Below are 19,577 nucleotides of genomic sequence, written 5' to 3'. Positions count from 1 at the left end.
GCTAGATGCCCCGCCGGCGAGTTAACGCATTTGCCGGCTCGCCTCGGCCAGTGCGATAGCCGCGGAAACCGTCACATTGAGCGAGCGCATGCCGTCGCGAATCGGAATTCGCACCCGCTCATCAGCTGATTCGTGGACGTTTTCCGGCACGCCGGCGCTTTCGCGGCCAAAAAGCAGCCGGTCATCTGCAGAAAAATTGAAGTCCCAAATCTCGTCCGCACTGGCGGTTGTGAACAGCACAAGCCGGCCTTGCGCAGCTTCTGCACTATTTTGATATGCAGTCCATGAACTGTGCCGGGTGGGCGTAATTGCCGCACCATAGTCCATCGCGGCAGCGCGTATCTTCCTGTCTGTCAAAGGGAATGCACAGGGTTCGACGATGTCGAGCCCGGCCCCAAAACAGGCGGCAACCCGCATGGCCGCACCCAGGTTCTGCGGAATATCAGGTTGAAAAAAAACGATCCGCATTTTAAGCCGCGCTACAGGCCGATGGTCGAATCCAGTGTGCGGCATTGCGCCATGCACTGGTCAGCCAATCCGGCGTTAGGTTATACGGCGTCAAACCTCGCTTCCGCGAGGACGTCAAGTTATCTGGGGCAGGGGGGCGCAATCGCGTGACCCCGTTTAAGAAAAGAGAAGAGGTCGGCTCGTGACGGAACAGAACGGCGCGCTCGGTGAACTTGGTCAGGAACCATCTCGCCGCGACTTCATCTATATCGCGGCCACAGGCGCTGCCGCGATGGGCGCCGGTCTGGCGATCTGGCCTTTCATCGATCAGATGAACCCGGCCGCTGACACGCGCGCACTCGGTTCGATCCGGGTTGATATTTCGGCCGTCACCGACGGCACTGAAATCACGGTCATGTGGCGCGGTGGGCCGGTCTTTATCCGCCATCGCACACAGGCCATGATCGACGAAGCGCGCGCCGTGCCGCTGAATGTTTTGGTCGATGATGTGTCGCGCAATCGCAATGCCGGTATGGAAAACGCCTCGGCGGCGGACCAGAACCGGGTCTTGCGGGCCGAATATCTCATCGTGATCGGCATCTGCACCCATCTCGGCTGCGTTCCGCTCGGCATCGGCGTTAATATGGGCGATTACGACGGTTGGTACTGCCCTTGTCATGGCTCGCATTATGACGGTTCGGCGCGTATCCGTCGCGGCCCGGCTCCGGAGAACCTGGCGGTTCCCGATTATTACTTTGAAACAGAAACGACCGTGAAGATCGGTCTGTCACCAGAAGAAGCTGCACAATCAGGGTGGGTTGCATCATGAGCGGTCCTTCGACCTACGAGCCGAAAACCGGTTTCACGCGCTGGATGGATGCGCGACTTCCAATCATCCGCCTCGGCTATGACAGTTTCGTCGATTTCCCGACACCGCGAAATCTCAATTACTGGTGGACCTTCGGCGGGATCCTCGCGATCTTCCTCGTCATCCAGATCATTTCCGGCGTCGTGCTCGCCATGCACTACATCCCGCATGAGAGCATGGCCTTCGACAGCCTCGAGCGCATTCGCCGCGACGTGAAATTTGGCTGGTTGATCCAGTCCATGCACGCCAATGGCGCCAGCTTCTTCTTCGTTGCTGTCTATATCCACATGTTCCGCGGCCTGTATTACGGTTCCTACAAGGCACCGCGCGAAATTCTCTGGATCCTCGGTGTCGTGATCTATCTGTTGATGATGGCGACCGGCTTCATGGGCTATGTGCTGCCCTGGGGACAAATGTCCTACTGGGGTGCAGTCGTGATCACCAATCTGATCGGCGCTTTGCCTTTCATTGGCGATGCGATCCGCGAATGGCTGTGGGGCGGCTTCTCGGTCGGCCAGGCCACGCTGAGCCGCTTCTTCTCGCTGCACTATCTGCTGCCCTTCGTGATTGCCGCCGTCGTTGCACTGCACCTCTGGGCGCTGCACGTTCCGGGCAATGGCAATCCGGTCGGTATCGAAGTGAAGACCAAGAAAGACACGCTGCCTTTCCACCCGTTTTATACGGTGAAGGACGGCTTCGCGATCGTCGTCTATCTGATCATCTTCGCGACTTTCGTTTTCTTCCTGCCAAATGCTCTGGGCCATACCGACAATTTCATCGAGGCCAATCCGCTCTCGACGCCATCGCACATTGTTCCAGAATGGTATTACCTGCCCTTCTACGCGATCCTGCGGGCGATCACGTTCGATATCGGCCCGATCGATGCCAAGCTTGGCGGTGTGACGGCGATGTTTGGTGCGATCCTGATCCTGTTCGTCCTGCCTTGGCTCGACACTTCGAAAGTGCGCTCGATGCGCTTCCGTCCGGTGACACGGGTGTTCTTCATCCTGTTCCTGCTGGCCTGCCTCGGTTTGGGCTGGTGCGGTGCCAATAATCCGGACGATCTCGTCTTTACGATGGGGCACAATGCCGAGGGTGTTGCGACCGGTCTGAAATTCGTCTGGTTCGCGCAATTCCTGACATTCTACTATTTTGCCTACTTCCTCATCGTTTTGCCGGTGATGGGACTGATAGAGAAGCCGTTGGACCGTCCCGTTTCAATTGAAGCGGCCGTTCTCGGCACGGCCAAGGCATAGGGGAGCGATGATCATGAAGATGACCCGCATTTTCGTCGCTGCTCTGGCAGCTCTTGGCCTCTCGGGCATTGCCTGGGCCTCGACCGCCGGCCAGCGTGAAGCTGAGCATTTCCACTGGCACAATGCCGGGCCGTTCGGCACCTTCGACCGTGAAGCGGTCCAGCGTGGCCTGCAGATCTATCAGGAAGTCTGTTCCAGCTGTCACTCGCTGGACCTGATTCATTTCCGCAATCTCGGCGAGGCGGGTGGCCCGTTCGAGAGTGCTGAATTCCCCAATGCCAATGACAATGCGATCGTGATGCAGATTGCAGCCGGTTACATGATCGAAGATGGCCCGGACGATGCCGGCGATATGTTCGAGCGCCCCGGCGTGCCGAGCGATGCCTTCCCATCGCCCTTCGCCAATCCGCAGCAGGCTCGCGGCTCCAATGGCGGCGCCCTGCCGCCGGACCTGTCGCTGATCATCAAGGCACGTCACCACGGCCAGGACTACGTCCATTCGCTGCTGCTCGGTTTTAACGAGGAAGTTCCGGCGGATGTCCATGTCGCGCCGGGCAAGCACTACAATCCGTATTTCCCTGGCGGCGTGATCGCCATGGCGCCACCCTTGTTTGAAGGCAGCGTCACCTATGCCGACGGGACCGAGGCGACGATGGAACAGATGTCGGAAGACATCGTCACCTTCCTCACCTGGGCCAGCGATCCGCACATGGAAGCGCGCAAGCAGATGGGCGTGATGGTTTTGCTCTACCTCTTCATCTTCGCAATCCTCGTCTATATCGCCTACCGGCAGATCTGGGCCAAGGTGAAGCATTGATCGCGCTCTGCGCGGCATGAATTGGGGCTGCGGACGCAAGTTCGCAGCCCTTTTTCGTGTTCCAACGGGAGGATGATCCGATGAGCCAATGGACGCTCGGCATTATCGGCGGTTCGGGACTGTATGAGCTCGATGGCCTGACGAATCTGCGTCGCGAACATATCGAAACGCCGTGGGGCGAGGCTTCCAGCGAACTGACGTTCGGCGAGCTGAATGGTGTGCCGCTGGTCTTCCTGCCACGCCATGGCCAGGGTCACCGCCTGCCGCCCGGCGATATTCCCTATCGCGCCAATATCACGGCGCTGAAACAGGCCGGTTGCTCCGACATCCTGTCGATCTCCGCCTGCGGCTCGCTGCGCGAGGAGCTGCCGCCGGGCCACTTCGTGATCGTCGATCAGTATGTTGACCACACTCAGGGACGCGAGAGGAGCTTTTTCGCGCCGGGCTGTGTTGCACACGTGCCGATGGCCGATCCGGTCTGTAGCCGCCTCTCACGGCTCGTGGCCGAGGCCGGGACGGCGGCCGGCATCGCGCTGACGCCGCGTGGCACCTATCTGGCGATGGAAGGTCCGCAATTCTCGACCCGCGCCGAGAGCGAGCTCTATCGGCAGTGGGGTCTGGATGTGATCGGCATGACCAATATGCCCGAAGCGCGTCTCGCTCGCGAAGCCGAGCTGCCCTATGCCTCGATTGCCATGGTCACCGATTATGATTGCTGGCGCGAACACACTGACAGTGTCGATGTCGCCCAAGTGATCGCAGTGATGCGCGCCAACACCGTCAAGGCGAAGCAATTGCTCGAACGTCTGACGTCGGCCATGTCCGGCAAAGTCAGAACACCCAGCCCCGACGGGATAGAGACCGTGCTCGATACGGCGATCATCACGCCCGCTGCGGCGCGCGACCCTGAGATGGTGCGACGGCTGACCGGGATTGCCGGGCGCGTGCTTGGCTGAAGTGGCACGGCCGAGCCGACTGATTTTCGCGGTTGAAGCCGACAGGCCTTTTCCGCGATCCTGCCCTCGTCCATAAAGGCCGCTGTTGTTGTCGGGAGTTTGTGATGTTGGTTTTTGTGATGGCCTTGCTGGTCCAGGGCGGTGCGCCGGCGCTGGCGCCGCCCAATCCGCGTCCGGCGTTTGAATGCGCTGAGCACGTGACCGATGCGCGCGCCCGCCGCGCCTGCCTGAATACGCTGTTGCGTGAGGCGGAAACGACTCTGCAGGCCGCCCATGAACAGGCTCGCGAAGATGCCCGTGAATCCGATCTCGATTCCGGCAGCATGTTCAACGCCGAGGCGAGCCTCGATCAGGCCCAAACTGTCTGGATCCAGTATCGGGACGCCGAGTGCGCACGACGTGGGTCGTTGATGTTTGTCAGCGATGAATCGCGTGAGGAAATCGTGCTCGATTGCCAGATCGCTCTTGATCGGGCGCGGGCGGCGGAATTGCTGGAGCACTGAGATGAGCCGGCCCATCCTGCATATCGGCAATAAACGCCTTTCCAGCTGGTCGCTGCGGCCCTGGCTCGCCCTGCGCAAAGGCGGGATTGATTTCGACGAGCACATGATCCCGCTCGACCTGCCTGGCACGCGCGCCGCGCTCGAGGCGGCATCGCCCGGCGGCACGGTGCCGGTGCTGGAAACGGGCGGCGTGGCAATCTGGGATTCGTTGGCGATCTGCGAATGGGTTGCCGAGCGCGCACCGCAGCTCTGGCCGTCAGATCCCGCTATTCGCGGTCAGGCCCGCTCCGTGACGGCGGCGATGCATAGCGGCTTCTTCGCCCTGCGCCGAAGCTGTTCAATGGATTTGTGCCGGCCGGTCGCCGCGATCACGCTCGACGACGCGACCCGCAAGGATATCGCCACCATTCAAGCGATGTGGGCGGCGGTGCGAAGCGGCGAGGGGCCGTTCCTGTTTGGCAGCTGGACCATCGCCGATGCCTTCTTCACCCCCGTCGCGGCGCGATTCCATCATTTCGCCGTCCCGCTGGATGCTGCATCGCAGGTCTATTGCGATACGCTGCTGGCCGATCAAGACTATCGCGACTGGTTCGACGCGGCCCAGCGCGAAGACCTGTTGCCGCCTGACCACCAGCACGCCTGACATTTGACCTGACACTGAAACGGAATCGATTTGATGGATCTCAAAGCCGCCATTCGCAGCATCCCCGACTTTCCCAAGCCGGGCATCATCTTTCGCGATGTGACGACCCTGATCGGCGATGCACGTGCCTTTCGCGTCGCCATCGACCAGATGGTTCAGCCCTGGGCCGGGGCAAAGATCGACAAGGTGGCTGGCACCGAGGCGCGGGGCTTCATCCTTGGCGGTGCCGTGGCGCACCAATTATCGGTCGGCTTCGTGCCGGTGCGTAAACAGGGCAAGCTGCCCTGGCGCACCCTGTCCGAGGAATACGCGCTGGAATACGGCACCGACACGATCGAGATCCATAGTGATGCTGTGTGCGAGGGCGACCGCGTCCTGCTGGTCGATGATCTGATCGCCACCGGCGGCACGGCAGAGGCCTCGATCAAGCTGCTACAGCGCGCCGGTGCGACGGTGGTTGGCGCCACCTTCATCATCGACCTGCCCGATCTGGGCGGTGCTACGCGGATCGAAGCGCTCGGCGTGCCGGTCTCCAGCCTTGTGTCCTATGACGGGCACTGATTAGGGGCGCGGCCTCAGAAAACGGTATCGCCGCCACGCTCAGCCCTGTTAGGGTCGCAGCCCTGACATCAGGGGGAGGCATCCATGTTCATCGGCCATTACGCGCCAGCCTTTATCGGCAAGCGCATCGCCAAAACGGTTCCGCTCTGGGTGTTGTTCGCCGCCGTGCAGCTGGTCGATATCGCTTGGGGCGCTTTCATTGCGACCGGCGTTGAACATGTCCGGATCATTGAGGGCTTTACGGCCTCCAACAGTCTCGACCTCTACGACATGCCCTGGACCCACAGCCTGCTCATGGCATTGGTCTGGTCGCTCGGTGCCGGCCTGCTCTGGAGCCTGATCGCCCGCAAGGAGAAGCGTCTCGGAGGCATTGTTGTCGGCGTGGCTGTCTTTTCGCACTGGCTCACCGATTTGATTGTGCACGTGCCCGACCTGCTGCTCTATCCCGGCTCCGACATCAAATTCGGCTTCGGCCTGTGGAATAATTTCCCCGTCGCCATGGGGCTCGAGTTGACGATCTTTCTCGGCAGCATGGCGATCTATCTGATGGGCACGCGCGCCAAAGGCATTATGGGGCGGATCTGGCCCTTCATCGCTACGGCCCTGATGCTGGGTCTGTTCTATCTCGGCATGACCACCCCACCGCCGGAGGACCTGGCTGTCGCCGGATCCTCCGCAGTGGTGATGTATTTTGTGATCTGCGCCATCGCGGCCGGCTTTGATCTGACGCGCGAGGCGAAATAGGCCTTAGCGGTTGGTGATCAGGCCGCGCACATCGTCGGTGAGCGCCGTCATCGACGGATCGTTGAGATAGACCATATGGCCACTGTCATAATAGCGCATATGCACCCGGTCCTGCACAAAGCCGGGCTGGTGGAACATTAGCTCCGCGCCCATGAACGGGGTGGCCAGATCGTAATAACCCTGGGCGACCAGTACTTGCAGGTCTGAATTCTGCCGCATGGCGCGGGCGATCCATGGGCCGGTATTGATGTAGCTGTTATTGCCCATCCGACCGGTATCCCAGTTCCAGTCTCCGACATCGCCGAGGGTGGCGTAGGGCTGGGTCAGATCGACCCCGAGGGTGCGTCCGAAATAGTCCTGCATCGCGGCGGTGTATCCGCCATCAATGCCATAAAAGCTCGGATCAGCATCCGGCCGTTCGCCGACACCATCAATCTCGATGCCGGTATAGCGGGCATCGAAGCGACCGACTGAAAGGCCCTGGTCGCGCAGCAGCTCGCGCTGGAACCGGCTGAGCGGGACGCGCAGATTGGAACGCTGAAGATAGACCGCGGGCAGGCCGATAAACTGAGACAATTCGCTGGCGATCTGTGCCTGGCGTTCGGCTGGCAGCGAGACGCCATACATCAGCGCGGGCATGTAGTCTTCAATGGCAAAGGTGCGCGCATCGGCGAGGAATGTGTCGATGTCATTGTTCCAGGCGGAGCGGTCGATACGGTTGTGATGCCAGGCGGCCGCCGCGTAGCCGGGCATCAAGGCGACATAACCGACATCATTGCCGTCCGACGTGTCGTTATAGCGGAAGTCCAGAACGGTCGAGATCAACACGACGCCGTTGATGGCGACGTCGGTGTAGCCGCCTTCCAGCTGGTTCAGCAGGGCGCCAACACGCGTTGTGCCATAGCTCTCGCCGAGCAGGTATTTCGGGGAGTTCCAGCGTTGATGCTCCGACAGCCAGATGCGGATGAACTGGTCCAGGCTTGCGGCGTCCTCGTTCACGCCCCAGAATTCAGAGCCTTCATGCTCGCCGAGTGGGCGGCTCCAGCCTGTGCCGACCGGGTCGATAAATACCAAATCGGCCACATCCAGAATGGAGCGGGTGTTCTCAACAATATCATAGGGCGCGGCGCCGTCGTCGCCGGCATCCGGGAGAACCAGGTGCTGAGGCCCGAATACGCCCATATGGAGCCACAGGCTGGCCGAGCCCGGGCCGCCATTGAAGACGAAGGCCACCGGGCGGGTGCGAGGATCGCTGGTGCCGTCCGCGATGTAGGTTGTGGCAAAAATCGAGGCCGTTGGATTGCCGTCACTATCACGCAGATAGGTTTCACCGGCCGTTGCCGTATATCGCACGCGCTGTCCGTTGACCGTTACCTGGCCGCTGGTTTCATAGCTGCGCGCCTCGGGGATTGGCGCGGCCTCCTCAGCGACAGCGCCGACGGAAATCATGGCGAGGCTGAGCGTGGCGACAAGTGTGCGGATCATGGTGTTTCCTTCCAATAATTTCACGGCGGTCTAAAGCGCTGGGGTCCTGAGGGAAAGTTACAGTTTGGTTGGCTGGAAATTCGCCTTGGCGCGCTTGGGGGTAGGGGCGTCGCTGATCTTCGCCGCCGGCGCACATGAAGAAGGCCCTGACAATTGCCGGGGCCTTCTTTACAGGCGTCAAAAGAGCCCAGCGTGCTTTCGCGGCTGCAGCCGATGCTATCGGCGAGCCGAAGCGCCGCTTTTAGCGGTCGTTGATCAGGCCGCGCACATCCTCGGTCAGGGCCGTCATCGAGGGATCGTTGAGATACACCATGTGACCTGAGTCATAATAACGGAAATGGACCCGCTCCTGCACATATCCAGGCTGATGGAACATCATTTCCGCGCCCATGAAGGGCGTCGCCAGATCGTAATAGCCCTGGGCCACCATCACCTGGAGATCGGAGTTCTGCCGCATCGCACGCGCGATCCAGGGGCCGACATTGATATAGCTATTGCCACCGGATTCCCGGGTTTCCCAATTCCAGCCGCGAACGCCGCCAATGGTGGAATAATATTCCGTCAGATCAACGCCCAGCGTCCGGCCGAAATAATCCAGCATGGCCGAGGTGAAGCCGCCATCAATACCGTAAAAGCTGGGGTCTTCGTCGGGACGTTCGCCGACACCATCGACTTCAACGCCGGTATAACGCGCATCAAGACGTCCAACCGACAGGCCTTGATCCCTCAAGAGTTCGCGTTGGAAGCGGCCGAGTGAGACACGCATATTCGAGCGGTCGAGATATTGCTCGGACAGGCCGGTAAAGCGTGCGAGTTCGCTGACGATATGCGCCCGGCGGTCGGCCGGCAGCGTCACGCCATAAATCAGGGCGGGCATGTATTCCTCAACCGCGAAAGTGCGGGCCTCGGCGAGGAAGGCTTCGATATCGTTATTCCAGGCCGAGTGGTCGACGCGGTTATGATACCAAGCGGTCGCGGCATAGCCCGGCATCAGGCCGATATAGCCGATATCATTGCCCTCGGAGGTGTCGTCAAAGCGGAAATCGAGCACGGTCGAAATCAGCACGACACCATTGATCGACACATCGGTGAAGGAGCCCTCCAGCTGGTTCAGCAGGGAACCGATCCGCAGCGTGCCATAGCTTTCGCCGAGCAGGTATTTCGGCGAGTTCCAGCGCTGGTGTTCCGACAGCCAGATCCGGATGAACTGGGCCAAGCTCTCGCCATCCTCATCAACGCCCCAGAATTCCGAACCTTCATGCTCGCCAAGCGGGCGGCTCCAGCCGGTGCCGACCGGATCGACGAAGACCAGATCGGCGACATCGAGAATGGAACGGGTGTTTTCAACGACATCGAAGGGTGCGGCGCCGTCATCCTGGGCATTTGGCAAGACCAGATGTTGCGGGCCGAACACGCCCATATGCAGCCAGAGACTGGCCGAGCCGGGGCCGCCATTGAAGATGAAGGCGACAGGCCGCGTACGCGGATCGGCATGACCGTCCGCGATATAGGTGGTCGAAAAGATCGAGGCCGTTGGATTGCCGTCTTCATCGCGCAAATAGGTCTCGCCGGCAGTCGCGGTATAGCGGATGCGTTGTCCGTTGACTGTCACCTGGGCGTGGGATTCGAAGCTGCGCGCTTCAGGAATCGGGCTGGCGTCGTCGTCGGCGAAAGCGCCGCCCGTCAGACAGGTCATGGCCAAGGCCAGAGCCAGAATGCGTATCATGATGATCTCCCCAAAATGTTTGACCGGACACTAGGACGATCACAGATGGAGGGGAAGTTACGGTTTGTATGGATGCCAGCTAGCGCGTCTTCTCCACCAGCAGCGTCTTGGGCCGGCGTTCGCGCGCGGTCTTGAACAGCTGGAAGCTCTGATTGACGAAATTGGTCACGTCGGTGAGCGAGGCGATGAAGCTGAGCAGTTCCGGCGTGCGTTCCGCTTCCACCAGCCGGACCGGCGCCGACGGGTCGGGCGTCTCGAAGCGGACATAGAAGAGCGGTTCGCCGCGCTTGAGGATCAAATCCTTCGACAGGTCATGCCACTCGAAGGCCCACATATGCTGGCGCGGCCAGACATCAATCGGGAAACGGCCACACAGCATCACACCGGGCCGCTGCGCCGGCATGTAGTGCAGGAAGGGCGGGAACTGGTTCACATAGACCGGGTCGTCGGAGACGAAGACGAAAGGCGTCGCGATCTGCAGCATTGGCCGGCTGGGATGGCGCCATTCATTTTGCGGTGACAGGGCGAGGATTTGCTGCAGGCCGGCCGGGCGGGTCGAGGCCATCGGGCCGTCGACATTGGTCAGCGTCAGCTGGCCTTGGGCGTTTGGCTGCATGCGCAGATGCAGATCGATCGGGCAATTGATCGCGAAATGACGCCGGTCGAACTCGATTGCCGCTGGACACACCGTCGCCGATTTCGACGTTGTCGGCTTGGGCACATCGAAGCTGACGGCCTGCGGCGCGTCCCAGATCAGGCTCGCCTTCTCTTCCTTGAACAACCAGCCGATCTTGTAGCGGCGGCGGGTGTCGAACTCGGCATCGCGTTGCATTTGCCGATAGAGCTTCACGAACATCCGGTTTCACCCCTTTTGAAACAGGACTTCAGCCTATGACAAGCCCGCCGGCGAATCGACCGTCGATTCAGCTTGGCTTGCCCCCGTTTTGTATGGCCGCAGCGCGTTATGGAAATGCGACCGCGTCCGCGCTATAGCCCGGCCATGAATTATCGTCACGCCTTCCACGCCGGAAATTTCGCCGATGTCGTCAAGCACGCCATCCTCGCGCTTTGCCTCGATCATCTCGGGGCCAAGGACAAACCCTATCGGGTGATCGACACCCATGCCGGGATCGGGGCCTATGACCTCACCTCCGACGAGGCGGCTCGCAGCCCGGAATGGGTTGACGGGATCGGCCGCATACTCGGTGCCGACATGCCCGATGATGTCGCCGCAGCGCTCAAGCCCTATCTCGACCTGTTGGCCGAGATGAATCCCGGCGCCCTGACCGAATATCCCGGCTCGCCGGAAATCGCCGCCCGTATCGCGCGGCCGATGGACCGCATCCAGTTGTGCGAATTGCACGAGGCCGATGCGCGCACGCTGGAACGGCGCTACGCCCGCGATGGCCGCGTCAAGGTCGAGCATCGCGATGGCTACAAGGCCCTCACCGGTCTGGTGCCGCCGAAAGAAAAGCGTGGCCTGGTGCTGATCGACCCGCCCTTTGAGGATCGCGACGAGCTGGCGCATCTGGCCGAAGCGGTGATGCCGGCGCTGAAGAAATGGCCCATCGGGACCTATGTCTTCTGGCGTTCCCTGAAAAATCTCTGGGCCGCTGACCGGTTCGATAACGGCCTGACCGAATGGCTGATCACCGAACAGGGCTTCGAGCCGGAAAAAATCCTGCGTGCCGATTTGTGGATTCGCGATCTGGCCAGCGAGGGAAAGCTGTCGGGTGCCGGCGTCATCATCATCAATCCGCCCTGGCAGCTGGAGGAAAAGCTCCTCGCGCTCCTGCCTTGGCTGGCCGAAACCCTCGCCCAGGGCGATGGCTATGGCTGGCGCCTCGATGGCGGGCTGACTGAAGAAGACGTTGAAGCGGTTGACGAAGACTAGTCCGCGCCAGGAGCTCAGCCATGCCGCATCCCTATCTCATCCTTGATGTCTTCACCGATCAGGCCTTTTCCGGCAATCCGCTCGCCGTGGTGCTCGAAGCCGATGATCTCGACGATGTCGCGATGCAGGTGATCGCCGCCGAGTTCAACCTGTCGGAAACCGTCTTCATCACCGAGCCGAAAGGCCAAGAGGCCGATTACGGCCTGCGCATCTTCACGCCGAAAACCGAATTGCCTTTCGCCGGACATCCCACGGTCGGTGCTGCTGTCGCCCTCGCGCTCAAGGCTGGCGGTGAGCCGGGCAAACGCCGGCGTTATGTGCTCGAAGAGACCGTCGGCGATGTCACCACCGATGCGCGCTATGCCAGCCCGGTCCAGGGCTCGGCGCGTTTCTTCGCGCCCAAGCTGCCGGAATATCTCGGCGAGCTGCCCGAGCTCGACCCGATCGTCGAAGCGCTCGGTCTCAAGGCCGGCGATTTCCTGCAGACTGCGGTGCAGGGCGGCATCTGGTCGGCCGGCGTGCCCTACGCCATCGTGCCGGTGCGCTTCGCCGAGACGATGGCCAATATCCGCATCAATACGGTGGCCTTTGACGATGCGTTTGGCGGCGATGAGCCGATCGCGGCCTTCGTGGTCGCCAAGGCCTCATCGACCGACCACACCACCGATTGGCGCGCCCGCATGTTCGCCCCCAATCTCGGCCTGATGGAAGACCCGGCAACCGGCAGCGCGGCTGCAGCCTTCGCCGGCTTGATTGCCGAACAGGGGGGCTTGGGCGATGGCGATCACTCGATCAGCCTCTACCAGGGCCTCGAAATGGGCCGTCCCAGCCATATCCGGATGTTGCTGCGGATCGAAGCCGGCAAGTTGACCGAATTGATGATCGGCGGCGAGGCCGTCAAGGTCGCTGAAGGCGTGTTGCTTTAAGGTAAATCTCCGCGGGTCCTGAATCATTCCCATTCAGCACAGTGCGGCTCAATGAGTGCGAGCTGTTCGGACAGCGACCACAATCCGAATTCCGCTCTTCGAGCGTCAACGGTGTCCGGCTCGGCGATTTCACCCGACACCGTCGCATGGCCCTCCACGCACCGAATATAAGTGCCGAAGATCATGGGTTGACCACGAAGTCTCGCGAGGCTGTCCAGAAGGAATGCGTAAGGGACGCGCTCAATATTTCCCTCTTCAAAGGCGATCTCGGCCAAGTCCGCATACTCATCGACTATCGCACTACCCGGGTCGGCATGTTTAAGTGCCAGGAGGCCTGCCTGCGCGACCGCATCCCCATACACCCCCGCACTCGGAAACCCCTCCTCCTCGATGAAACGCTGGAGCAAGGCGGCATTCTGCGACCCCAATTGACAGCGGGCGCGAGCGACGATCGCCACCGGGGTCCTGGGGGTGTCACTCGTTGTTATCAGGGCTTCGATGTGGGAGCCGTGCCATCGGCTGAGCGCAGTATCCACCGCAGCGGCTTGCACGAGTTTGGAGGGTAGGGAGGTGTCTGGTGGAAGGTTGCTTTCGCCGAATGCTCCTTGCTGTGCTCGACCGTCGTAAACCTGATTCACCAGTCCTTCGAGGTCGACATCCGCAATCGGTCCGAACATCTCAGAAAATCGAGTAAAGTATTGGGTCCCATCCGGTGCGCGACAATCGTCACCCATCAGCTCCAACAATGCTTCCTCGGATGGAACGCCGGTCCGGTGCTCGGCGCTAGCCGGGATCGCGCTGGCCTCCAACGCAGCCGTCTCCAGTGAGGAGCGGAGGCGAGCTTCAAGATCGAACTCGCCGCTCAAGGCTCGTGTTTCGAGTGAAGAGGCGGCCCAGGCTGGCGGCCCAAAGAGCAACGCTCCGACAACTGCCAGAATGACCGTGCCGCCAGATTGCGACCTGTTTTTCACGATATGGGACATGTTGTTCCTCCCCCACCAAGATGGAAACCGAGTAGTTATCAGCGGCTCGATCCAACTACGCCCGCTGACCTTCTGATGTGAACTCGAAACAGAACGTCTCGCCCCTGCGCTGTTAGCGCAATCAAATGGATCCAGTTTCCGGCAGGATCGATCCAGTGCAGCCGATTGGGTGAGCTTCCCAATCACCCTATGTGGGCGCAAGCTACTCCAGCGGCCGGACCGTAAACACGTCATCATCAAGCACTCGTGGAATGATGACGCGGATGAAATGCGTCGCATAGCGGCGCAGAAAACGATCCCCGTCTTCGGCCTCGCTCGGCGAGCGCGCACGCAGCCGGATCAGGCCGCCGCCTTCGCGCGCATCCTTCGAGAAATAGGCAATCTTTTCGCCGGGCGATGCTGCGGTGATCGCCGCTGCCAAGACTGGCTCATAGGCCCGGCTGAGGGTCTTCTTGAGAAAGCCCTCATTCTGCAACAGGGCGCGGCGATCAAGGTGCAGAACCCGCCTTTCACTATTGCGGCGATTGCGGTGGGCGCCCTTGATCAGATTGTTGTGGGCATCGATCTCGATCCGGGTGATCGCCTTGCCGCTGCTGACGCTGTTCTTGCCAGAGATTTTCGGTGCCGTCAGCCAGACCTGGTAATCGGTCACCGGCAGACCGCTATCATCCACGGCATCGACCACGATCTGGTAGAATTCATTGAAGCGGCTTTTATCGGCACTGGCCCGCCCGAGAATGCGCTCGCGCAGGGCGTCGGCCTCCTCGCCGTCTTGGGCCAGCCGCCGCGTTTCATCGCAGACTGCGGTCCATTGCGTCGCGACCCGCTCATATCCGGCCGGAGTATTCACCGCCAGCGCGTCAAGGATGAGTTGCGACAAGCGGCCCGCCGTTGCCGGGTCCTTCGATTCGCTCCGGTCCGGATCGGGGCGCAACACAGTGAGGTGATGACGGTCGGGCAAGACGGCGAAGGGTGTGTTGTCCGGGCCGCGCCGGGTCCAGGGTGTCAGCTTTGGTTCCGTCAGCGAGCCGTCAGTGAAATCGACGGTCAGGCCTTGTGGGTCGATATTGGCGCTGGCGATGCGCACCGTGCCGTCCCAAGCCTCCTCGCCGAGGATCTGGGTGCCGGGGATCTGGCAGGCGCCGACGATGACGAAGGGCCGTGTGCCACTGGCCGAGAAGGGGCTCTTAGTCTCGCCATCCGGCGAAAGCCGGTCGATCAGCGCGATGTCCTGCTGCAGGTGTGAGCCAAGCTCGAGCGCGTGTAGAAATTCCGTCCCGGTCTGAAAGCCACGATTCCAGCCCTTGATCACCCGCGTCAGCAGGGAACGCCCCAGCGTCGCCAGCGGCGAGCCAAAATTGGCCGGTGCCAGCATCAGCAAATTGTCGACCGGGCCGCCGCCCTCCGGGTAGATATCGGCGAGCCAGCGCCGCGCCACCAGCGCACCGGTCGAGTGCACGATCAGGTGGAAGCGGGCCGGCAGCCGCCCATCGCTCTGCATTTCAGTGATCACCGCCTGCATCCGCCGCGCCGAATCCTCGACCCTCACATCGTCTGACATGGACGGATAACCGCCCAGGAAGAGATCGGCGATCTGATAGCCGTGAGCGGTCAGGAAATGGCCGACTTCGGCCATGGATTTATCGGGCGCACTCCAACCATGGATCAGCAATACATGTCCGGGCATGGCGAAACCTCACAGCCAATGAGGACGCCAGACTAGCACAGCCACAGGGTGTGTGGGAGGATTTCCGAACCGGGGTGCCTAGTAATCATCCTCGGCACTATCCCACCAGGGATGCCAGTCGGGCAGGTCGGTCGAGACTTTGAGCGGAAACTCCGGCGTGCGCTTTTCCAGAAAGGACATCACACCCTCCTTCGCATCCGGTCCGATGCCGGCTTGAAGAATGCCGCGGGTTTCAACCCGGTGCGCTTCCATGGGGTGGCTCGCACCGAGCATGCGCCAGGCCATGCGGCGCATCAGGGCAACGGAGATCGGTGCACAGCGCTCGACGATCTCTTTCGCCCGCTTGCGCGCTTCGGGCATCAGGTCTCCGGCAGGTACCACGCGTGCGACCAGTCCGGCCTCGAACGCTTCAGCGGCGGTGAAGGTCCGCCCGGTCAGGCCCCAGTCCATCGCGGTTGAAATGCCCACCACGCGCGGCAGGAACCAGCTGGCGCAGCCATCCCAGACAATGCCGCGCTTGGCGAAGGGGTAGGCGAATTTGGCGTCGATCGAGGCCAGCCGGATATCCATCGGCAGGATCATCGTCGCGCCGATCCCGACCGAGGCGCCATTGATCGCGCCGATCACCGGTTTGAGACTGTCCCAGATGCGCAAATTGAGCTTGCCGCCGGCATCGCGCCATTGCGGATCGGCAGCGTCAAACTCGCCGCTCTCCTGCGAGCGTCCGATCAGATCGAACGTCTCCGCACCCATCGACAAATCGGCACCGGCACAAAAGGCTGGCGGCTCGCCGGTGACGATCACGGCGCGCACATCATCGTCGGCGTCGCTGGCATCGAAGGCGGCAATCAGTTCATCGCCCATTTCATAGGTGAAGGCATTGAGCCGGTGCGGCCGGTTCAGCGTGATGGTCGCGACATGGTCTTCGACCGCATAGGTGATGGTGTTAAATGACATGATGCCCGCTCTCCTCCCTGAAACTGGAGCGTCAGGCTAACAGACCGCGCCCCGGCTGCCACGCCCGGCACCAGTAGCAAGCTAGGTGTCGGCGATAGCGGCCTCGCCCTCATGATTTTCGAATAATCGCCCGCGCTCGGTGACCAGCACGATCACGATCGCCAATGCCCCCATCAGGGCCTGGCCGGTGACCAAGGGTATCGCTGTGCCGTCATAGAGCTGGCCGATCAGAGCGCCAATCAGCGAGGCGGCGACGCCGGTGACGAAGCCATAGGCCGCCGAGGCGGTGCCGGCGATATGGCCCACCGGTTCCATCGCGATGGCGCTGAAATTGGCCCCGATCAGGCCGAGCAATGCCATCGCCGCAGCCAGCAGAACCATGAAGACCGCGAGATTATCGACCCCGGACATCAACACTGCAGAATGGACGACACTGATCACGGTGAAGCCGATCAGGGCGCCGTGAGACAGCCGGCGCTGGCCCCAACGCATCACCAGTTTGGAATTGGCGTAGCTGGTGAGGCCCATGCCGAAAGCAATCCCGGCGAAGGCAAGCGGGAAACGGTCACCGAGCTGGAAGTGTTCGGCGAAAATCTGTTCCGAAGAGCCGAGAAAACCATAGAGGCCGCTGAAGAAGGCCGCGCCGGCCAGCGTATAACCGAGCATCAGCCGCGTCGTCATCGCCTCGGCGAAGGCGCGCACCGAGCTGCCCAAGCCCAGCTTCTGCCGGTATTCCGGGTGCAGGGTTTCGGGCATCCGGAAATGCAGCCACAACACCAGGCCAAGCGCGAACAGAAACAGGAAACCGAACACGCCCTGCCAAGGCAGGTAGAACAGGATCAGTTGTCCCAGACCCGGCGCCAGCACCGGGACCGCCATGAAGACGGTCATCACCATCGACATCACTTCCGCCATCCGCCGGCCGGAGGTCAGATCGCGCGCGATGGCGGTCGCGATCACCCGGCATGCGGCCGCGGCCGAGCCCTGCAGCAGACGCGCCAGCAACAGCGCTTCGAAGGTCTGGGCGAACATGCAAGCCAACGTGGCGACGAGGAACAGGCCGAGCGCGCCAAGAATGACCGGCTTGCGGCCATAGGCATCCGAGAGCGGCCCGTAAATCAGTTGCGCCAGGCCAAAGCCCAGCAGGTAGGTCGTGATGACATATTGGCGGTCATTGGCGTGAGCGGTGCCGAGATCGGCGGCAATTTCGTCCAGCGCCGGCAGCATCATGTCGATGGCGAGCGCAACGACCGCTGTCATCGCAACCAGCAGCGCCACCAACTCACCCAGCGACATGGCTGGGCTATCGCCGGCGGGTTTGATCGCTGCTGACATCGGGAACTCCAGACTCGGGGCTGAAGCCCGTCTGGATCGTGCTTAACAAGGCTGACGGCTCATGCAAGCCGGAATGGGAGCGTGGGAGGGGCTCAGCCCTGTGCCGGATTGTAGAAAATATTCAGCTGGAAGCTTTTCGCAATCCGCTGCGCGCGATCCATCAGGGCCGCCGCGGCTGCGTCACTGGCGCCGATCTCGCCGAGCGTTTGCTCGAACAGGCCAAGCCAGCGCTGGAAATGCTCCGGCGTCAGGCCTTTCAGGCGCATATGGACCGGCATCGGGCGTCCGGAATAGCTGCCTTCCTGCATCATCACCGAGCGCCAGAAGCTCTTCAGCTTGTCCAGATGCGCATCCCAGCCATCGCCGATTTCACCATCGAAGATCGGGCCCAGCACCGGGTCGAGGCGGACGTGGGCGTAAAACGCATCAACCAGATCGGAAATCAACGCCGCATCGATGGGGCGGTCTTTAGTCATCGGTGCACTCCTGCAACACGGGTCCGGTCTCGCTATCCAAACACCCGTCGCAACAAATCCGTGCCGCGACGTACCGGGTCTTGGCGGATGGCACGTTCTTCCAAGCCTATATAGTGGAAGACGCCGTCGATCGCCCGGCTGACAGCATGATCGGTCACTATGTCGCGGAGCGAGCCGGTGGCGCTGCGATTGCCAAACAGGCCACCGAGCATGTTCTGGCCGCGTGAGATCTGCGGTTCCACGGCATCAACGGCCTGATAGGCGCCCGATCCCGTCAGTGCGCTCTCCATGCCGGGGCGCAGCAGACCGGTCAGACGGCTCTCGCTGCGGCCGCGCAGATAATCCGTCGCTGCGGTATCGCTGCCGCGCACGATCGAGACGGCATCGCTGAGCGTGATCGACTGCACGGCATCGGTGAAGATGCGACCGGCCTCGGGCATCGCCGCTTCGGCAGACCGGTTGATGCGCAATTCCAGATCATCGACCGGGCCCGACATGCCGACGCGGCGCAGCTGGGTCTGCAGGGTGGCGATATTGCGGGGCAAGGGAATATGAACCGCTGGATCTGCGAAGAAACCGTCCGGCCGTCCCAACCGCTCGGTCGCCAGGCGCGAGGCGGTATCGAGCGCGGCGCGAATGCCCGAACGCGCATCGCCCTGGCTCAACCGGCCAAAGCCCTGCGCCAGGGCAGGCGCGGCGAGGGTGAGGGCAAGGGTGGAAATGACAAATTGGCGTCGCAGCATGATAATCCTCCAGCGTTTGCGAAAAAGGGGACAGGTATAATTAACGCGTCTCGGGTGGTTCGCCAGACTGTCACCGCCGCGCCAGCGCGTTAATTATACCTGTCCCCTTTTAGGCTCAGGCCTTCTTGACGAATTGCGACTTCAGCTGCATCGCACCGACACCCTCAATGCGGCAATCAATATCGTGATCGCCCTCGACCAGGCGGATATTCTTCACCTTGGTGCCGACCTTGACGACAAGGGAGGTGCCCTTGACCTTGAGATCCTTGATCACCGTCACGCTGTCGCCATCCACCAACTCCGCCCCATTGGCATCACGCCAGACCGGGCCGCTCTCGGCAGCGGCCTGCGCCGGCCATTCATGCGCACACTCAGGACAGACCAGCAGCGGGCCGTCTTCGTAGGTGTAGACACAGGCGCATTTCGGGCAGGCGGGCAGGTCGGACATTGGCGGGCTCCGTGGGCGGGGATGTGTTGGGAAGCGGCTTAGGCGGTTCGGGCGGCGATGTCGATGCGGGGAGGCGGCCCGGACCCCGAGGTCCGGGCCGCCTCCCATCCCGATGTCCCCGG

The 19,577-nt window shown here is 61.6% G+C and carries 21 protein-coding genes; 10 read left to right on the top strand and 11 right to left on the bottom strand.

Annotation, left to right across the window (positions count from 1 at the left end; all coding sequences use genetic code 11):
• Positions 1–21 precede the first annotated feature (21 nt).
• Positions 22–468: a TrmH family RNA methyltransferase gene (locus AAC029_RS11735; protein ID WP_339747918.1), complete on the bottom strand. Its 447-nt coding sequence runs from the start codon at positions 466–468 to the stop codon at positions 22–24.
• A 181-nt stretch (positions 469–649) separates the two neighbouring features.
• On the opposite strand from AAC029_RS11735, the gene petA reads away from it, so the two are divergent.
• From petA to AAC029_RS11695, 8 genes are all read left to right on the top strand, one after another.
• Entirely contained in the window at positions 650–1,276 is a 627-nt protein-coding gene (gene petA / locus AAC029_RS11730) for a ubiquinol-cytochrome c reductase iron-sulfur subunit (RefSeq protein ID WP_339747915.1), read from the top strand.
• Complete coding sequence (locus AAC029_RS11725; RefSeq protein ID WP_339747912.1) at positions 1,273–2,571, top strand: cytochrome b N-terminal domain-containing protein; 1,299 nt, start codon at positions 1,273–1,275, stop codon at positions 2,569–2,571. The genes petA and AAC029_RS11725 overlap by 4 nt, the downstream gene beginning before the upstream one ends.
• Positions 2,572–2,584: 13 nt before the next feature.
• The gene (locus AAC029_RS11720; RefSeq protein ID WP_339747909.1) at positions 2,585–3,388 is read left to right on the top strand and encodes a cytochrome c1; all 804 of its coding nucleotides are present in this window, start codon (positions 2,585–2,587) and stop codon (positions 3,386–3,388) included.
• A gap of 80 nt (positions 3,389–3,468) precedes the next feature.
• Entirely contained in the window at positions 3,469–4,344 is an 876-nt protein-coding gene (locus AAC029_RS11715) for an S-methyl-5'-thioadenosine phosphorylase (RefSeq protein WP_339747906.1), read from the top strand.
• A gap of 104 nt (positions 4,345–4,448) precedes the next feature.
• Positions 4,449–4,847 (top strand): lysozyme inhibitor LprI family protein, encoded by a 399-nt coding sequence (locus tag AAC029_RS11710; RefSeq protein ID WP_339747903.1) that lies wholly within the window; start codon positions 4,449–4,451, stop codon positions 4,845–4,847.
• Position 4,848: 1 nt separating this feature from the next.
• The gene (locus AAC029_RS11705; RefSeq protein WP_339747900.1) at positions 4,849–5,490 is read left to right on the top strand and encodes a glutathione S-transferase family protein; all 642 of its coding nucleotides are present in this window, start codon (positions 4,849–4,851) and stop codon (positions 5,488–5,490) included.
• A gap of 33 nt (positions 5,491–5,523) precedes the next feature.
• The gene (locus AAC029_RS11700) at positions 5,524–6,051 is read left to right on the top strand and encodes an adenine phosphoribosyltransferase (protein WP_339747897.1); all 528 of its coding nucleotides are present in this window, start codon (positions 5,524–5,526) and stop codon (positions 6,049–6,051) included.
• 84 nt (positions 6,052–6,135) lie between these two features.
• Complete coding sequence (locus AAC029_RS11695) at positions 6,136–6,795, top strand: hypothetical protein (RefSeq protein WP_339747894.1); 660 nt, start codon at positions 6,136–6,138, stop codon at positions 6,793–6,795.
• Between the two features lie 3 nt (positions 6,796–6,798).
• Here the strand turns inward: AAC029_RS11695 and AAC029_RS11690 are convergent, their stop codons facing one another.
• From AAC029_RS11690 to AAC029_RS11680, 3 genes are all read right to left on the bottom strand, one after another.
• The gene (locus AAC029_RS11690) at positions 6,799–8,280 is read right to left on the bottom strand and encodes a peptidase S10 (protein ID WP_339747891.1); all 1,482 of its coding nucleotides are present in this window, start codon (positions 8,278–8,280) and stop codon (positions 6,799–6,801) included.
• Between the two features lie 241 nt (positions 8,281–8,521).
• Positions 8,522–10,006: a peptidase S10 gene (locus AAC029_RS11685; protein WP_339747888.1), complete on the bottom strand. Its 1,485-nt coding sequence runs from the start codon at positions 10,004–10,006 to the stop codon at positions 8,522–8,524.
• Positions 10,007–10,085: 79 nt separating this feature from the next.
• The gene (locus AAC029_RS11680) at positions 10,086–10,862 is read right to left on the bottom strand and encodes a hypothetical protein (RefSeq protein WP_339747885.1); all 777 of its coding nucleotides are present in this window, start codon (positions 10,860–10,862) and stop codon (positions 10,086–10,088) included.
• Between the two features lie 108 nt (positions 10,863–10,970).
• Between AAC029_RS11680 and rlmJ the strand changes: the two genes are divergently transcribed.
• Positions 10,971–11,900 carry a 23S rRNA (adenine(2030)-N(6))-methyltransferase RlmJ gene (gene rlmJ / locus AAC029_RS11675; RefSeq protein WP_339747882.1) on the top strand — a complete coding sequence of 310 codons (930 nt, stop codon included), beginning with the start codon at positions 10,971–10,973 and terminating at the stop codon, positions 11,898–11,900.
• Between the two features lie 20 nt (positions 11,901–11,920).
• Complete coding sequence (locus tag AAC029_RS11670) at positions 11,921–12,826, top strand: PhzF family phenazine biosynthesis protein (RefSeq protein WP_339747879.1); 906 nt, start codon at positions 11,921–11,923, stop codon at positions 12,824–12,826.
• Positions 12,827–12,849: 23 nt separating this feature from the next.
• Here the strand turns inward: AAC029_RS11670 and AAC029_RS11665 are convergent, their stop codons facing one another.
• The 7 genes from AAC029_RS11665 to AAC029_RS11635 all read right to left on the bottom strand — a co-directional run bounded on the left by AAC029_RS11665 (position 12,850) and on the right by AAC029_RS11635 (position 19,455).
• Positions 12,850–13,809 carry a DUF6624 domain-containing protein gene (locus AAC029_RS11665; protein WP_339747876.1) on the bottom strand — a complete coding sequence of 320 codons (960 nt, stop codon included), beginning with the start codon at positions 13,807–13,809 and terminating at the stop codon, positions 12,850–12,852.
• A 202-nt stretch (positions 13,810–14,011) separates the two neighbouring features.
• Complete coding sequence (locus AAC029_RS11660) at positions 14,012–15,496, bottom strand: hypothetical protein (RefSeq protein ID WP_339747874.1); 1,485 nt, start codon at positions 15,494–15,496, stop codon at positions 14,012–14,014.
• Positions 15,497–15,574: 78 nt separating this feature from the next.
• A complete protein-coding gene (locus tag AAC029_RS11655) occupies positions 15,575–16,453 on the bottom strand; it encodes an enoyl-CoA hydratase-related protein (protein ID WP_339747871.1) in 879 nt (292 codons plus the stop codon).
• 81 nt (positions 16,454–16,534) lie between these two features.
• Complete coding sequence (locus AAC029_RS11650; RefSeq protein ID WP_339747868.1) at positions 16,535–17,788, bottom strand: multidrug effflux MFS transporter; 1,254 nt, start codon at positions 17,786–17,788, stop codon at positions 16,535–16,537.
• A 92-nt stretch (positions 17,789–17,880) separates the two neighbouring features.
• Positions 17,881–18,264: a group III truncated hemoglobin gene (locus AAC029_RS11645; protein WP_339747866.1), complete on the bottom strand. Its 384-nt coding sequence runs from the start codon at positions 18,262–18,264 to the stop codon at positions 17,881–17,883.
• Between the two features lie 32 nt (positions 18,265–18,296).
• On the bottom strand, positions 18,297–19,007 hold the full coding sequence (locus tag AAC029_RS11640; protein WP_339747864.1) for a DUF4197 domain-containing protein: 711 nt from the start codon (positions 19,005–19,007) through the stop codon (positions 18,297–18,299).
• A 115-nt stretch (positions 19,008–19,122) separates the two neighbouring features.
• Complete coding sequence (locus AAC029_RS11635) at positions 19,123–19,455, bottom strand: zinc ribbon domain-containing protein YjdM (protein ID WP_339747862.1); 333 nt, start codon at positions 19,453–19,455, stop codon at positions 19,123–19,125.
• Positions 19,456–19,577: the final 122 nt, after the last annotated feature.

The organism is uncultured Maricaulis sp. (assembly GCF_963975345.1).
Lineage (GTDB): Bacteria > Pseudomonadota > Alphaproteobacteria > Caulobacterales > Maricaulaceae > Maricaulis.
This window is presented reverse-complemented; position numbering and strand designations above follow the sequence as displayed.